Annotated in this window: 12 protein-coding genes and 2 tRNA genes; 8 read left to right on the top strand and 6 right to left on the bottom strand. The window is 54.8% G+C overall.

Going from position 1 to position 15,647, the window contains the following annotated elements; genetic code table 11:
- Nucleotides 1-72: 72 nt before the first annotated feature.
- Complete coding sequence (locus TH468_RS20115; RefSeq protein WP_085646229.1) at nucleotides 73-1,392, top strand: aspartate aminotransferase family protein; 1,320 nt, start codon at nucleotides 73-75, stop codon at nucleotides 1,390-1,392.
- A gap of 88 nt (nucleotides 1,393-1,480) precedes the next feature.
- Here TH468_RS20115 and TH468_RS20110 read toward each other — a convergent pair whose 3' ends face one another.
- On the bottom strand, nucleotides 1,481-2,968 hold the full coding sequence (locus TH468_RS20110; RefSeq protein ID WP_085646228.1) for a PAS domain-containing methyl-accepting chemotaxis protein: 1,488 nt from the start codon (nucleotides 2,966-2,968) through the stop codon (nucleotides 1,481-1,483).
- Between the two features lie 263 nt (nucleotides 2,969-3,231).
- Between TH468_RS20110 and TH468_RS20105 the strand changes: the two genes are divergently transcribed.
- Nucleotides 3,232-3,540, top strand: a complete 309-nt coding sequence (locus TH468_RS20105; RefSeq protein WP_085646268.1) for a Dabb family protein — start codon at nucleotides 3,232-3,234, stop codon at nucleotides 3,538-3,540.
- A 36-nt stretch (nucleotides 3,541-3,576) separates the two neighbouring features.
- Here TH468_RS20105 and TH468_RS20100 read toward each other — a convergent pair whose 3' ends face one another.
- Nucleotides 3,577-4,746: an EAL domain-containing protein gene (locus tag TH468_RS20100; RefSeq protein ID WP_085646227.1), complete on the bottom strand. Its 1,170-nt coding sequence runs from the start codon at nucleotides 4,744-4,746 to the stop codon at nucleotides 3,577-3,579.
- A 246-nt stretch (nucleotides 4,747-4,992) separates the two neighbouring features.
- On the opposite strand from TH468_RS20100, the gene TH468_RS20095 reads away from it, so the two are divergent.
- From TH468_RS20095 to TH468_RS20080, 4 genes are all read left to right on the top strand, one after another.
- Nucleotides 4,993-6,135: an endonuclease/exonuclease/phosphatase family protein gene (locus TH468_RS20095; protein WP_085646226.1), complete on the top strand. Its 1,143-nt coding sequence runs from the start codon at nucleotides 4,993-4,995 to the stop codon at nucleotides 6,133-6,135.
- Between the two features lie 198 nt (nucleotides 6,136-6,333).
- The gene (locus TH468_RS20090; RefSeq protein WP_085646225.1) at nucleotides 6,334-7,347 is read left to right on the top strand and encodes an HlyD family secretion protein; all 1,014 of its coding nucleotides are present in this window, start codon (nucleotides 6,334-6,336) and stop codon (nucleotides 7,345-7,347) included.
- Nucleotides 7,344-10,109, top strand: coding sequence for a ribosome-associated ATPase/putative transporter RbbA (gene rbbA, locus TH468_RS20085; RefSeq protein WP_085646224.1), 2,766 nt, complete (start codon nucleotides 7,344-7,346; stop codon nucleotides 10,107-10,109). Before TH468_RS20090 ends, rbbA begins: the two co-directional genes overlap by 4 nt.
- Before the next feature lie 5 nt (nucleotides 10,110-10,114).
- Entirely contained in the window at nucleotides 10,115-11,257 is a 1,143-nt protein-coding gene (locus tag TH468_RS20080) for an ABC transporter permease (protein WP_085646223.1), read from the top strand.
- Between the two features lie 15 nt (nucleotides 11,258-11,272).
- On the opposite strand, the gene TH468_RS20075 is transcribed toward TH468_RS20080, so the two are convergent.
- From TH468_RS20075 to TH468_RS20065, 3 genes are all read right to left on the bottom strand, one after another.
- Nucleotides 11,273-11,533, bottom strand: coding sequence for a SemiSWEET transporter (locus TH468_RS20075; protein WP_082824739.1), 261 nt, complete (start codon nucleotides 11,531-11,533; stop codon nucleotides 11,273-11,275).
- A 213-nt stretch (nucleotides 11,534-11,746) separates the two neighbouring features.
- A tRNA-Val gene (locus tag TH468_RS20070) sits at nucleotides 11,747-11,823 on the bottom strand.
- A 17-nt stretch (nucleotides 11,824-11,840) separates the two neighbouring features.
- Nucleotides 11,841-11,917, bottom strand: a tRNA-Val gene (locus TH468_RS20065).
- A gap of 206 nt (nucleotides 11,918-12,123) precedes the next feature.
- Here TH468_RS20065 and TH468_RS20060 point away from each other — a divergent pair.
- Both TH468_RS20060 and TH468_RS20055 read left to right on the top strand, forming a co-directional pair.
- Nucleotides 12,124-12,990 (top strand): N-formylglutamate amidohydrolase, encoded by an 867-nt coding sequence (locus tag TH468_RS20060; RefSeq protein ID WP_085646222.1) that lies wholly within the window; start codon nucleotides 12,124-12,126, stop codon nucleotides 12,988-12,990.
- A 41-nt stretch (nucleotides 12,991-13,031) separates the two neighbouring features.
- Nucleotides 13,032-13,601, top strand: a complete 570-nt coding sequence (locus tag TH468_RS20055; protein WP_082824752.1) for a GNAT family N-acetyltransferase — start codon at nucleotides 13,032-13,034, stop codon at nucleotides 13,599-13,601.
- Between the two features lie 819 nt (nucleotides 13,602-14,420).
- Here the strand turns inward: TH468_RS20055 and TH468_RS20045 are convergent.
- Entirely contained in the window at nucleotides 14,421-15,530 is a 1,110-nt protein-coding gene (locus TH468_RS20045) for a diguanylate cyclase (RefSeq protein ID WP_231858246.1), read from the bottom strand.
- Nucleotides 15,531-15,647: the final 117 nt, after the last annotated feature.

Genomic DNA, 15,647 nt, shown 5'->3' with positions numbered 1-15,647 from the left:
CAATTTTACGGGGCACCTGCCAGCAGATACCATCTGGATCAATCAAAGACACATGCATGCAGGGAGCCCATCATGTCACACAACACCGATCCGAAATTCTGGGATGCCGCCAAAAAACACCTGATCCGCTATGGCGGCACGTTTGAACCCGCGATCATCGAACGCGCCAAGGGATCGTTCGTCTATGACACCGATGATCGCCCCATTCTGGATTTCACATCGGGTCAAATGAGCGCGCTTCTGGGTCATGGCCATCCGAAGATCGTCGAAACCGTGCAAAGCCAGGTCGAAAAAGTCGCCCATCTGTTTAGCGGCATGCTGTCCCGCCCGGTGGTGACATTGGCGGAGCGGTTGGCGGAACTGGCACCGGGGCTGGATCGGGTTTTGCTGGTTTCCACCGGGGCAGAGTCAAACGAGGCCGCGATCCGGATGGCAAAGCTTGTGACCGGCAAGCATGAAATCGTCGCCTTTTCCAAAAGCTGGCACGGGATGACCGGCGTTGCCGCATCGGCAACCTATAGTGCCGGGCGCAAGGGATATGGCCCGGCCGCCGTCGGGTCCTTCGCCATTCCCGCCCCCAATGCCTTTCGCCCGCGGTTCAAACATGCCGATGGGTCGCTGGACTGGCAGACGGAGCTTGATGATGCATTCAATCTGGTCGATAGCCAGTCGACCGGCAATCTTGCGGCCTTCATTGCCGAGCCGATCCTGTCATCGGGTGGCATGCTGCCCCTGCCCAAGGGATATCTGGCCGCGCTTAAGCAAAAATGCGTTGAACGCGGCATGCTGCTGATCTTGGACGAGGCCCAGACCGGCGTGGGTCGCACCGGCGATATGTTTGCCTTTGAACGCGATGGCGTGACACCCGATATCATGACGTTATCGAAAACTATCGGTGCGGGCCTACCACTGGCCGCCGTCATGACCACGGCCGAAATCGAAGACGCCGCCCATGAAAAGGGTTTCCTGTTTTACACCACCCATGTGTCCGATCCCCTGCCCGCCGCGGTCGGTGTGACCGTGCTTGACGTGGTGCGTGACGAGAAACTGGTCAACCGTGCCCGGACATCGGGCCAGAAGCTGTTTGACGGCTTATCCAAGCTCAAAGACCGCTATGACTGTATCGGCGATGTCCGCGGGCGTGGATTGATGCTTGGCGTTGAAATCGTCAAACGTGGTGCGGATGGCCAGTTCAGGGAACCCGATCATGATCTGGGGGCCACGATTGCGACCGAGGCGTTCAAAAACGGGCTTAGCATGAATATCGTCAAGCTGCCCGGCATGGGCGGCGTCTTCCGCATCGCTCCGCCGCTGACGATCAGCGACGCGGAACTCAACCTTGGCCTGTCGATCATCGCCAAGTCAATTGATGGGGCATTGTCGGGCCGCTGATCGTCCCCTCCTCGCCCCGCCAAAAAAGACAAAAGCCCGGCTGATCCCATAACCAGCCGGGCTTTTATCGTATCGGATATCTTCGCACCTAGCGCGTCAGCACTTCGGCAGCTTCGCGGGTGCGCTTGACCGAGCTCCCGACCCCGCCGGAAATCGAGCGGATTTCGTCAAGCCGCCGGGCAAGTTCATCGACCGAGACGGCCATTGTCTGCATGTTTTGCGACACGCTTTCGGTCACGGCACTTTGTTCTTCGACCGATGCCGATATGCTGGTGACACTGTCGCGTGCCGTTTCGATGGAACCGCGAATGGTTTCAAGCGAGCTGACAACCTCGTTTGAAATTTCCTGAACCCCGCTGATTTCGGCTGAAATCTGATCGGTTGCCTTGGCCGCCTGATTGGCAAGGTTTTTGACCTCGTTGGCGACCACGGCAAAGCCTTTGCCCGCCTCGCCCGCACGAGCGGACTCAATGGTTGCGTTAAGTGCGAGCAGGTTGATCTGCCCGGCAATGCCCTGAATGACTTCGACAATGCCCGTCATCGCGGCAACGACATCGGCCATTTTCTGGGTCGACTGGTTGGCACTGACTGTCTGGGAAAAGGCCCGTTCGGTTTCATCGCGGCTTTGTGCCATGCTGCGCGAAATTTCCGCGATTGAGGCGGAAAGTTCCTCGGCACTGGCGGCAACGGTCTGCACCGAGTTCGAACTTTGCGCCGCGGCGGATGTTCCGCTCATCGCGGCCTCGTCAAGGCTTACGATGTTATCGTCAATTTCGGTGAAATTGGTATCGATCATTTTTTTAAGATCGATCAGAAGCTGGACCTGCTCGGTAATATCGGTCGCGAGCTTGATGACCCGTTCGGGTTTGCCATTCTGATCAAAAATCGGGTTATAGGTCGCCTCAAGCCAGACTTCTTTGCCGCCCTTTGCCAACCGCTTGAACTGTGCGGCCTGCACATCGCCCCGGCGCAGGTTGGCCCAGAAATCCTTGTATTCGGTTGATTGGGCATAGCCCGGGGCGACAAACATGCTGTGATGCTTGCCGACAACCTCCCCTTCGGAATAGCCCATGGTTTTCAGGAAGTTGCCATTGGCCTTAAGGATTTTGCCCGTCAGATCAAATTCGATCATCGCCTGGGATCGGTCAATCGCGGTCAGAACGCCCTCGTTAAGTGCCCGTTCCTTACGGCGCACGGTGATATCGGTCGCAAATTTGATGACCTTTACCGGCTTCCCGGCCGTATTCAGGATCGGGTTATAGGTGGCTTCAAGCCACACGGTATCCCCGTCCTTGCGTACGCGCTGGAATGCATCGGCTACGAATTTTCCATCCGAAAGGGTTTTCCAGAACTGCTTGTATTCCGGGCTTTTTGCGTAATCGGCTGTGACGAAAATCGCATGCTGCTTACCGACGATATCGCCAAGCTCATAACCCATCGTCGAAAGGAAATTGGCATTGGCTGTCAGGATTTTACCATCCAGCGAAAATTCGATAACGGCCATGGATCTACCAAGGGCTTCATAGATCTGCTGCCCTTGCGATGATCCACCGTTTCCGAAAATATTGAAAGCCATACCGCCTATCCTTTTTTCACCACATTACGACTTTGGAAGGGAAAAATACCCACCCTCCGCAACAAAACCTATTCTAAAGTATTATATCAAAGGTATATTTCAAGAGGAAGAATTTTCGAAAGTGCGGTATGTCACACTTTTTCAACCAGAATCTTGGAATCAGGCGTCACACCGTTACGGATAGGTGGCAGATTGACGCTATTGACACCAAACGCGATATCCCGGTTCAATCGGGCATTCCAGTACTAGGTGAAGGGCCCGCCATGATTCGCCATATCGTTCTGATCAAATTCAAACCCGGCATTGACGAAACCGTAATAGACAGCCTGTTTGATGCACTGGCACAGCTTGGCAATGAAATAGCCGGCATGCGTGGCTTTGATGGGGGGATTTCTGTTAGCCCGGAAAAACTCGAACAGGGATTCACGCACGGTTTCTGTATCGATTTCGACGATGAAGCGGCGCGCGATGCCTATCTTGCGCATCCGACACATCAGGCGCTGGGTGCCGAACTGGTCAAAGCCGCCGATGGCGAGATTTCCGGGCTGATTGTGTTTGATCTGGAGATGTAAGAATCAGCTTTAGCCGTTCATAAGGTAAAACAGCTTTCAGCAAAGGGCAAAAGCACCGGTTGGTATTTTATCAAGCGCTGCTGGCCTTGCGAAAAAGAAGCCCTGCATTTCTTCAACACCAAGCGCCTGCATCCTTTGCGCAACATTGGCGTCTTCGACACCTTCGGCAACAACGCGCAGGCCCAGATCATGCGAAGCCTTCACGACCCACGCGGCAAATGATGATTTGAGACAATCCCCATTTGCTGTTGCGATGAATTCGCGATCAATCTTGACCCCGGCGAAAACACCGGCTTCAAGAAGCTCCACCGAGTTGCTTCCCGAGCCAAAATCATCGATGTAAATCGCAACACCCCGATTTTTGAGAATTGCGGCATTGGCAAGGAATGCCGGGTCTTTGACGATGTCGCTATGTTCGGTGATTTCGACTTCGATCCTGATATCGCAAAGCAGCATGTCGCTTCTGAAATGAAGGATTTCTTCGAGAAAGCAGTTATTGCGAATGGAATAGGGCGAACAGTTGATCGAAACGGTTGGCGAAAAATCGAACCGGGACCGGATATCCTTGGATTGCCTGCGCACTTCATTCATCACCGCTGTGGTCAGCAGATTGATGGCCGGATGTCCTTCGCAGGCCAGAATGATTTCCTCAAGAAGGAAACGTTTCTGAAGGTTAGGAAAACGGATCAGGACTTCAAGCCCGCAGGCCAGGCCGGTCTTTGTCTCGATGCGCGGCTGAAAGACAATCGAATAACCGTTATTTTTGATCGCCCGCATGACCAGCCCCGGTGTAATCAGGGTCCCGGCCAGATCAATCGCACGCGAACTCAGCGCCTGTTCGATGGATTTGCGGATCAGTTCAATCGATGCGGGCTTGGATAATATGCACGATACAAAAGCCGTGTTAATGGCCTTGTTCATTGCAGAATTATCAAGATGCCCCGATAGCAGAACACGCGGGATATTCGGCGCAATACCGACCATTTCGCGCAACAACCGCATGCCGGAAAAGCCCGGCATGGCCAGATCCGAAACAATCACGTCAACTTTTCGATGATTATCGCGAAGCCATGAAAGAGCCTCAACCGGATCGGAGAAGGAAACCACGTTGTAACGCTGCCCCAGGGCCCGCGCAACGCCACGCAACAGATTTTCGTCATCATCGACAAAAACGACGGTCGGTTTGAAGGGGTTAACGTTGTTCATATTTGCAAAGCCTTCCCGATGAAGCAGAACGCGATCCAGCAGTGCTTCACAGCCGATCGCCCATTACATGCGGGACCCTATGGCGGGACGGGATTTCAAAACATCCCCATATGGGGACTAAATCGCCCGTCCTTCCCGATATCGTCACAAACATGACACTTCATATTTGACGCCACGCCCGCATAATACCTGTGGTAGAATTTCATCCTTCACCACGGCACAGCGAAACGAGTATCGGGGGACGTCATGCGGATTGCTACGTTTAACGTCGAAAACCTGTTTGACCGGGCAAAAGTCTTTAACGATGAAGACCCCGAAGCGCATCGCGATGTGCTGGATGCCCATGCAGAGCTGAACAAGCTGTTTGGAAAACCGGTTTACAGCGATGCCGACACGGCACGCATGTTAACACTGATTACACGGCTTGGCATGTTGCGCAGTGACGAGGGAAAGTTTACCCGCATTCGCAAAATTCGCGGCCAGTTGATTTCACGCCCCCGCCCGCCCAGGCAGCCCTACATTGTTGCCGATGGCCGCGATGACTGGGTCGGCTGGTGTGAGCTTCGCATGGGGCCGGTGGACGAAGCCGCAATGTTAAACACCGCGCGCATGATCGGTGATGTCGGGGCAGATGTCCTGGCACTGGTCGAGATTGAAAGCCGCCCGGTTTTGCTGGCGTTTCAGGATTTCATGCGCGAAAAGGGCGTTTTGCCCGTGCCCTATCGCCACATGATGATTATTGATGGCAATGACGGACGCGGCATTGATGTCGGCCTTGCTACCCACGAAGGTTACCCGATTGGCGAAATGCGCAGTCACGTCGATGACCTGAAACCCGACGGTGCCCCGATTTTCAGCCGCGATTGCCCGGAATATGAAATCATCACACCATCGGGCGCACAGATCATGGTCCTGCCGAACCATTTCAAAAGCAAATATGGCGGCAATGACCCGGCAAGCCGTGCCAAGCGACTGGCACAATCATTGGCGGTTGCGGCCTATTACAATCGCCTGATCGCCGAGGGTTTTGAAAACATCGTGGTTCTGGGCGATCTTAACGATACGCCCGACAGTGCCGAGCTTGACCCGTTGCTGAACGGTACCGCTCTTCTCGATGTTTCGGCCCACCCGAATTTTACCGAGTTCGAATTCAATGCCGGTAATGGCGACCGGGGAACCGGCACGCATGGCCTTGGCAATGATGATGATAAAATCGATTATCTGTTGCTTTCGCCTGCCCTGTTTGACCGGGTGACCAAAGGCGGCATTTATCGCAAAGGCATCTGGCCGGGATCACGACCGTCACGCTGGACAACATATCCGGGCTTCACCAAAAAGCATCAGGCAGCATCAGATCATCACCTGATCTGGGCTGATATCGATATCTAAGCGCGTTGGATCACAATACCTTTCGCGACCTTCCTGATACTTTTCTAAATTGCGTAAGATCAAAGATTTACCTTGCCGTTCAGGTCAGGATCATTCCAGACTTTATCGCGTTAAAGCTATAACCTGCTTGCGATAACCCCTATATGCCGATGGCACATCCGTGGCCACAAACCCGGCAATCCTGTCTTGGAGGGCGGAATGAGCAAACTGCGCGTGCCTTTGGCGATCCTTGTCGTGATCATCGCGATTGCCGGGGGCGGTTACTATTACTGGCAGCAAAATCAGGAGACCCTTCCCGAATTCATCGCCAGCGGCAATGGCCGGATCGAGGCCGAGGAAGTCCGGGTGGCAACCAAATATGCCGGCCGGGTCGACGAGGTTCTGGTCGATGAGGGCGACGTGGTGCAAGCCGGTCAGGTTCTGGCGCGAATGGATACGGCCGAACTTCAGGCCAGCCTTGCCAAGGCCCGCGCCGAAGTTGCCAGTGCGCAACAAGGCATTTTCGAAGCCAAGGCCGATATCGCTCAGAAAGAAAGCCAGCTTTCCCTCGCGCAGCGACAGCTTGAACGCGCCAACGAGCTTGTCAAAAGCAACAATATCGCGCGTGAACAGGTCGATCAGCGCAAATCGGAACGCGACGTGGCCCAGGCCGCCCTTGCGGCGGCAAAATCGCGCCAGACAAGCAGCGAACGTAATGTCGAGGCCGCCCAGGCCGAGCTTGACCGCATTCAGGTGCAGATCAATGATTCCGTCCTTAAGGCACCGCGCGGCGGGCGGGTGCAATATCGCCTTGCCGAACCCGGCGAAGTTCTTGCGGGTGGCGACCCGGTGGTCACGGTTCTCGACCTCACCGATGTGTACATGACGATCTTCCTGCCGACCCGGCAGGCCGGTTTGGCCTTTGTCGGCAACGAGGCGCGCATTGTTCTGGATGCGGCACCGAATTTTGTGATCCCGGCCTATGTGTCATTCGTTGCCGATGATGCACAATTCACCCCGCGCGAGGTCGAAACCAGAAGTGAACGCGACAAGCTGATGTTCCGGATAAAAATACGCATCGCGCGCGAATTGCTTGAAGAACATCGCAAACGGGTCAAAACCGGCCTGCCCGGCGAGGCCTATGTCATGCTGGCCGATCATAAAAACTGGCCGGAACGCTTTACACCCAATGTTCCCGATGATGCGACACTGAACCAGAGCCTTCAGGAATGAGCAACGCTCCTGAAAATGGCGCAAGTCTTGCCGCGCGGCTGGACCATGTCCGCCACCGATACGGCCATGTTCATGCGCTTGACGATATCAGCCTTGATATCCCCACAGGCCGGACCATCGGCTTTATCGGACCGGACGGTGTGGGTAAATCCACCGCCCTTGCCCTGATATCGGGTGCGCGCAAATTGCAGGATGGCGTGGTCGAAACGCTGGGCGGACCGATGGACGACACGCGCCACCGAAACAGCGTTCTGCCCAAAATCGCCTATATGCCCCAGGGACTGGGCAAGAACCTTTATATGGACCTGACGATCCGCGAGAACCTTGAATTCTTTGGCCGTTTGTTTGGCCAGTCGGCGCGTGAACGAAATGACCGGATTGAAAAGCTGGTAAAGGCGACCGGGCTTGAACCCTTTACCGAGCGCGCAGCCGGCAAGCTTTCGGGCGGGATGAAGCAGAAGCTTGGCCTGTGTTGTGCCCTGATCCATGATCCGGAAATATTGATACTGGACGAGCCGACAACCGGCGTCGATCCCCTGTCACGTCGACAGTTCTGGGAACTGATAGACCAGATCCGCAAAACCCAAAGCGGCATGACCGTTCTGGTCGCCACCGCATATATGGACGAAGCCGCCCGTTTCGACCAACTGATTGCGATGAATGACGGCAAGGTGCTGGCAAGTGGCACAGCGGACGAGATTTTGGAGCGCACCGGGGCAGATAACCTTGAGACCGCGTTTGTAAGGCTGCTGCCCGAAGAAGAACGCAAGGGTCACAAGGACCTTGTCATTCCGCCGCGCACCACACATGGCGATGTTCCGGCCATCGTCGCCGACGGCCTGACCATGCGGTTTGGCGATTTTACCGCAGTCGATAATGTCAGCTTCCGGATTGAAAAAGGCGAGATTTTCGGGTTTCTCGGCTCGAACGGGTGCGGCAAGACGACAACCATGAAAATGCTGACCGGGCTTTTGCCCGCAACCGAAGGCACGGCAGAGCTTTTCGGCAAACCGGTCGATGGGCAGGATACCGAACTTCGCAAACGGGTCGGCTATATGAGCCAGGCCTTTTCGCTTTATGCCGAACTCAGCGTCTATCAGAACCTTGAACTGCATGCGCGGTTGTTTCACCTGCCTGCGGACCGGATAAAGCCCCGAATTGACGAGCTTTCCGAGCGGTTCGGCCTGACCGAATATCACGATGATCTGGCCGAAAGCCTGCCGCTTGGCGTGCGGCAACGGTTATCGCTTGCGGTTGCGATCATTCACAACCCGGAAATCCTGATACTTGATGAACCGACATCGGGCGTTGATCCGGTCGCACGTGATGGATTCTGGCAATTGCTGGTCGAACTTTCCCGTGATCAGGGGGTGACGATTTTCATCTCCACCCATTTCATGAACGAGGCGGAACGCTGCGATCGCATCTCGCTGATGCATGCGGGCAAGGTTCTAATCAGCGACACCCCGGGTGAAATCACGCAGAAACGCGGTTGTGACACGCTTGAAGAAGCCTTCATCAGCCATCTGGAAGAAGCCAGCGGCATTGACGATAACGCCCCCGCCCCGGATGCATCGGCGATGCAAGGCGACGGCGAAAATGGAACGACGAAATGGAAACCGGCCAAGGCATCGTTTTTCAGCCTGCGTCGGCTTTGGGCCTATTCGCTGCGTGAAACCATGGAACTGATCCGCGATCCGATCCGGTTGATGTTTGCCTTGCTGGGTACGGCGATCCTGATGCCGGTTTTTGGGTATGGCATCACGTTTGATGTCGAAAACCTGACCTATGCCGTACTGGATCGCGACAGGACCGAAACCAGCCGCACCTATCTTGAAAACCTTGCAGGGTCCCGATATTTCAGTGAACAGCCACCGTTAAACAGTAATGACGAACTTGAACAAAGATTGCTGTCGGGTGACATTGCGCTGGCGATTGAAATCCCACCCGGATTTGGCCGTGACCTTGAAGCCGGACGCAGCCCCGAAGTCGCCGCCACCATCGATGGCACCATGCCGTTTCGCGCCGAAACCATCCATGGCTATGTCGAAGGCATTCACAGCAAATATCTGAACGAACGCAGCATGCGCAATACCGGTTTGCCGGCTCAAACCCTGCCGGTCAGTATCGAAACCCGCTATCGCTATAATCAGGACTTCAAAAGCATCTATGCCATGGTGCCATCGGTGATTGCACTGTTGCTAATGTTCATTCCCGCCGTTCTGATGGCGGTCGGCGTCGTGCGCGAAAAGGAATTGGGATCAATCACCAACCTTTATGTCACCCCCGTCACGCGGATCGAATTCCTGATCGGCAAACAATTGCCCTATGTCGGGCTGGGCCTGATCAATTTCGTTCTGATGGTCGCGATGGCGCTATTCTGGTTCGAGGTCCCGATGCGGGGCAATCCGCTTACACTTGTTGTCGGGGCCTTCCTGTTTGTGTTTGCCACGACCGGGCTTGGGCTTTTGATTTCGTCCTTTACCCAAACGCAGATCGCCGCCCTGTTTGGAACCGCGATTGCGACAATGGTGCCATCGGTCATGTTTTCGGGGATGATGCAGCCGATATCGTCACTTGACGGTGCGCCCGCCGTGCTGTCGACCATCATGCCGACATCGCATTTCATGTCGATCAGCGTCGGGGTCTTTACCAAGGCGCTTGGCTTTGCCGAACTTTATCCCCAAATCCTGACGCTGGTGGTTTTCTTCCCGGCATTGACCGCCCTTTCGATGCTGCTGCTTAAAAAGCAGGAGGCGTAAAATCGATGTTTGGCAAACGGATTGAGAATATCTATCGCCTCGGCATCAAAGAGCTTTTCAGCCTCCGTCGCGATGTCGTGTTGCTGATCCTGATCTGCTGGGCGTTTTCATTTGCGATTTACAATGCTGCGACCGGCTTTTCCCATGACCTTAAAAACGCATCAATCGCGATTGCCGATCTGGACAAATCCAAACTGTCCCGCCAGATCGGTGATGCGTTCCTGCAGCCGTTTTTCAAGAGACCGGCGGAAATCAGCGAAGGCGACATCGACGCCGCCATGGATAGCGGCGAATATACCTTTGTGCTGGTGATCCCGCCCGATTTTGAAAAAGACCTGATTGCCGGTCATCAACCGGAAATACAGCTTAATATCGATGCTACCGCGATGATGCAGGCCGGGATCGGCCAAGGTTATGTCAGCAACATCATTGCCCAGGAAATCCAGACCTTCATGAGTGGTGTTTCGGCCTATGTCGCGGCCAGCCACGAACCACCGACACAGCTTGTCACGCGTTATGCCTATAACGAAAACGCGACCAGTTCATGGTTTACCAGCGCGATGGAAATCATCAACAACATCACCATGCTGTCGATCATCCTCTCTGGTGCCGCCCTTATTCGTGAACGAGAACATGGCACGATCGAACATCTGCTGGTGATGCCGCTTGATCCGTTTGAAATCATGCTGGCAAAGGTCTGGGCAAACGGACTTGTGATTCTGATCGCAAGCGCGCTATCGCTGTTTTTCGTCGTCGAACTGATGCTTGGCGTGCCTATTATCGGCTCCAAACTGTTATTCTTGGCAGGGACGATGCTGTATCTGTTTTTTGCCACCGCCCTTGGCATTTTCCTTGCGACCATGACAAAATCAATGCCGCAATTCGGGCTCCTATTTATCCTTGTCGTATTGCCGATGCGGATGTTGTCGGGCGGGAATACGCCGCTTGAAAGCATGCCTGAAACGCTTCAGAACATCATGCAATTCGTCCCGTCCAGCCACTTTGTCAGCTTTGCACAGGCGATCCTGTATCGCGATGCCGGGATCGATGTTGTCTGGCAGGAATTCCTGATCGTCTTCGTGATCGCCGCTCTGTTCTTCGCCTTTAGCGCCATGCGCTTTCGCAAAAGCATCGCGGCAATGCGATAGAACCGGAAAGCCCGGTTATCCGTGGCGAAGCTTGAAAAACAGGATGGTCGAGGCCAGCACAAGGGTAAAACCGTTGGCAATGATCACCGGCCAGTCACCACGGATCAGGCCATAAACCAGCCAAAGCGCGATCCCCGTGCACAGGATCAGAAACATCACAAGCGAGATATCAGCCGTCGAGCGCGTGCGCCAGGTACGTATAACCTGCGGCAGGAAGGCAATCGTGGTCAGTGATCCGGCAAGAAGGCCAAGGACAGTTTCAAAAGACATGATCATGGAAGGCCTCCGTCAGATCGCCCGACCCGATGACAGCGCATCAGATCGGAACAAAACGCTCGATTGAATGCATTCAACACATAACACAACCAACTTCAAGCGGGAAATATGTGAGGGCACCGTGACACGCCAGAAGCCTTGATAAGCTTGGGGGAAAGCCGGAATTTAAAGCCAGAAACACAAAACCCCGCTCGGAAACCGGCGGGGAGGAAATGGTGGGCCTAACAAGACTCGAACTTGTGACCTCTCGCATGTCAAGCGAACGCTCTAACCAACTGAGCTATAGGCCCCTGTATTTGGGGAAAGATGGTGGGCCTAACAAGACTCGAACTTGTGACCTCTCGCATGTCAAGCGAACGCTCTAACCAACTGAGCTATAGGCCCTCTAACCCATCTTTCATCTGACCGGCCTTCAAAGCGGAAGGCTTGGCCAGCGCCGTTTGTGACGGCGAGGCGGTATTTAGCCCAAGGCAGAAAAAGGTGCAACCCCTCAATTGGTTTTTTGACAAAAAATCTTCATCTATGGGGGACGGGATGGATCGCTGTTGCTATGATCATCATCCAGTTTAGGGAAGATATAACAAACGACAATGAACCAGTTGCCATCGGATCTTACCGGCAGTGGACCGGCAACCGTCATCCTGCCATCCCGGCAAACCCTGCCGGTGGTGTTTGCATCGCCCCACTCCGGGCGCCATTATCCGCAGGAATTGATCGAGATTGCCCGTATTGACTCGTTTGCGCTCCGTGCATCCGAGGATGCCTTTGTCGATCAGCTTTTTGCCAGCGCGCCCAAGCTTGGCGCACCGATGCTGTGCGCGACATTTCCGCGTGCCTTTGTCGATGTCAATCGCGGGGCGCTGGAGCTCGACCCGCGCATGTTTGATGGCCCCCTGCCTTCGGATGCGGATATTCATTCGATGCGGGCCCTCTCGGGGTTGGGATCAATCCCGCGCGTCGTCAGTGGCGGGATCGAGATTTACAAGGCGCGCCTGCCGGTCGCCGAGGCGATGCACCGGATCGATACCTATTACCACCCCTATCACAGTGCGCTTCGCAAACTGATTGACGCAACGCGTGACCAGTTTGGCTATTGCATTCTGATTGATTGCCATTCGATGCCCGGGGATTCTGTCGACAGCAGCAAAAACCGCGTTGATCTGGTTCTGGGCGATTGCTATGGAAGTTCCTGCCATCCGTCTTTGACGCGCTTTGTCGAAGATCGTGTCCGCGATCTGGGCTTTACCCCGTCGCACAATGATCCATATGCAGGCGGGTTTTGCACGCGCCATTACGGGCAACCGGAAGACCATGTGCACAGCCTGCAGATCGAGCTTTCACGCTCGCTTTACATGGACGAGGACACGATCACGCCCCATCGCGGATTTGACACCCTGCGCGAACAGATGACACATCTGATATCGTGCTTCCACGATCTTGACGGGAATCCCTTCTGATGACCACCAGCCCCGTTTCTTCCTCACCGTCGGGCAAACCGATGCCAAATGGCGACGCCTCCCTCGAGGACCTAGTGATCCGGGATGCAGAGCCAGAAGATTTTGGCCGCATCACCGAGATTTACGGCCACCATGTCCTGCATGGCCTGGCCTCGTTCGAAGAACGCGCGCCTGAAATCGCTGAACTGACATCGCGCTGGCAGCATGTCCGCGAACGCGGCCTGCCCTATCTGGTCGCCGAAATCGACGGCCGTGTCGAAGGCTTTGCCTATGCCGGCGCCTATCGCCCGAGACCGGCGTATCGTTTTACGGTCGAAGACACGATCTATATCGCGCCCGATGTCGTCGGCAAGGGTGCCGGCCGCGCGCTTCTGTCCGAGCTGATCAGACGCTGTACCGCCCTTGGCTATCGCCAGATGGTCGCCGTAATCGGCGACAGCGCCAACGTGGCCTCCATCGGGTTGCACGCACGTCTTGGCTTCCGGGTGGCAGGCACATTGCAATCGGCAGGCTTCAAACTTGGCCGCTGGGTCGATAGCGTGATCATGCAGCGCGGCCTCGGCGACGGTGACGGTAACTTCCCTGAACACGATCCGGGACGGGAAAAGTAACCCGTTACAGCCCACCCTATCGCACGACAAACCACCAAAGGCACTGGTTGGACAGACAGTGCCTTTTCTTTTGGATTGCTGAGTACCAATCAGGCAGGAAATCCCCACCCCGAAAAAGATCAGAACCGGCCTTTAACCAATGCGCGATTTGCACTGCACAATTCCGCGCAGGCGGCATAATGATATTTTCGGTGAAAATTCCTGCCCCCTGAAATCCCTGCAAATCCTTGGAATTCAGGCAAAAAAGAAGGCCGCCTGTGACAGCGGCCCAAGTCTAGGGAGGAAACGTCCAAGAAACGAGCGACAAGTCGCTCGCCGGAATGCACTGCGTCCTACCGCAGCGCACAAATAGACATTACCCATTAGATCGCGCGGACGCAACACGTTTTTGACTATTTTTTTATCAAAAAAATAAATGCACTTTTTTTGATCAAAATTTCACCAAACTGACACTTTTTCGAACTGAATCCCGCCCATCTGAGGTCACTTTTTCAGCATTGCCCCCATTCTCGACGCCGGTTCATTTGTGAAAATTTGGCGACTCACAGCGAATCAGAATGCAAGGGAATGACAGAAAACCTGCGATTCCATCGATAAATTCGAAAATTCCCCCTTCGATTCCCGTCATGAGAATATGCTCAAAACCCGCAGAAACTCTCAGTTTCACGGTTTCAGGAGCGTTGACGCGGGAAAATACATTGGAAAACATATTGGTCGAACCGGCCCGACAAAAACGGGATTCGCTCCGATACGGCATAAAAAACGGCCACAGAACGTGTGACCGACAAAAAGGCAGGATGATTGATTTCGGAAACAGGCCTAGTTCAGGGTCTGATTGACGATCTTGCCATCCGCCCGGACTGATGATTTGACCGATACAGGTTTTGCCACCTTGCGGCCCGACAGGCCATCAGCAACGATCTGTTCGCGGTCATGACGTTTTTTGGCGTCATACATCCGCTGATCCGCCAGATCGATCAGGTTATGCGGCTGTGAAATGGCGTCTTCGATCCGTTCGGCAAGGCCGTAGCTGGCCTGCTGCGTCATGCCATTAGCAAGAGCAGCCAGACCGGGTGACATGACGCGATGCATGACATCGTTCGCACGATCGAGCGTCAGATCCGGCAGAATAACAAGGAATTCCTCGCCACCCCAGCGGATCACCAGATCGGCACGACGGAACCGTTGCGCCAGATTGCGCCCGGCTTCCTCCAGAATACGATCACCGTAATCATGACCAAACTGGTCATTGATCTTTTTAAAATCATCAAGATCGACAAAGGCCACGGTCAGCGGACTGCGTTTCCGATAGGCGGTTTCAAAATTCAGTCGCAGCATTTCCATGCCAAAGGCACGGGTATAAACGCCTGTCAGCGGATCAATCGCGATTTCCTGGGCGGCAACAATCGTACGGTAAAGCTGCACCGATGCCGCCATTACCGCAAGCGGCAGCAGGACCGACAGGATCATTTCAACCGGAACATAGCCACTGGCAACCGGCCCCTGCGCCCCAAAAACCAGCAGGACGAGTATGGGCGAGACCATTATCCCCGCCTCAACCAGCGTCAAAGGCATGATCGCGACCAGAACAACGATACCAAGCAGAAGGAAACTGTGCGCGGTCAGCATCTTGGGCGAGGCATCCGGATCAAGCCCGGAAAAACCGCAAAGCAGGGTGGCAGCAATCACAAGAAACAGCATCGGCAGATAAGGCGCACGTCGTCGCCATCGGGAACTGACCGCACGATTAATCAGCACCGCAATCGCAATCCCCATGACAAGGAAGCGCATGATCACGGTTTGCGATTGCCAAAAGCCATTACCAAAAGCCCCGTCCCAGATCGGGACAAGCGCCAGCAGAACGAGGGTGAAAAAAGCCGCGAAGCGTGCCGTCAGCTGGACCGATTCCTTGCGCCGCAGATGCAGCAATTCTGCATGCCGGGGCGTGTAAAGGAAATCTCGATAGCGGCAACGCAGTGGCCCTGCGAAGCGCCGACTATCTCTTCGGGGACCAGATAGCACGCGGGTCAGCTCCAACTCATCTTT

This window comes from Thalassospira sp. MCCC 1A03138 (assembly GCF_002115785.1).
In the GTDB taxonomy this organism is placed as follows: Bacteria; Pseudomonadota; Alphaproteobacteria; order Rhodospirillales; family Thalassospiraceae; genus Thalassospira.
The sequence above is the reverse complement of the archived record's forward strand: the minus strand, read 5'-3'. Positions and strand labels throughout refer to the sequence as shown.

Coding starts and splice junctions, on each gene's coding strand:
- TH468_RS20115 (WP_085646229.1), top strand. CDS start 73: ATGTCACACAACACCGATCCGAAATTCTGGGATGCCGCCAAAAAACAC.
- TH468_RS20110 (WP_085646228.1), bottom strand. CDS start 2,968: ATGGCTTTCAATATTTTCGGAAACGGTGGATCATCGCAAGGGCAGCAG.
- TH468_RS20105 (WP_085646268.1), top strand. CDS start 3,232: ATGATTCGCCATATCGTTCTGATCAAATTCAAACCCGGCATTGACGAA.
- TH468_RS20100 (WP_085646227.1), bottom strand. CDS start 4,746: ATGAACAACGTTAACCCCTTCAAACCGACCGTCGTTTTTGTCGATGAT.
- TH468_RS20095 (WP_085646226.1), top strand. CDS start 4,993: ATGCGGATTGCTACGTTTAACGTCGAAAACCTGTTTGACCGGGCAAAA.
- TH468_RS20090 (WP_085646225.1), top strand. CDS start 6,334: ATGAGCAAACTGCGCGTGCCTTTGGCGATCCTTGTCGTGATCATCGCG.
- rbbA (WP_085646224.1), top strand. CDS start 7,344: ATGAGCAACGCTCCTGAAAATGGCGCAAGTCTTGCCGCGCGGCTGGAC.
- TH468_RS20080 (WP_085646223.1), top strand. CDS start 10,115: ATGTTTGGCAAACGGATTGAGAATATCTATCGCCTCGGCATCAAAGAG.
- TH468_RS20075 (WP_082824739.1), bottom strand. CDS start 11,533: ATGATCATGTCTTTTGAAACTGTCCTTGGCCTTCTTGCCGGATCACTG.
- TH468_RS20060 (WP_085646222.1), top strand. CDS start 12,124: ATGAACCAGTTGCCATCGGATCTTACCGGCAGTGGACCGGCAACCGTC.
- TH468_RS20055 (WP_082824752.1), top strand. CDS start 13,032: ATGCCAAATGGCGACGCCTCCCTCGAGGACCTAGTGATCCGGGATGCA.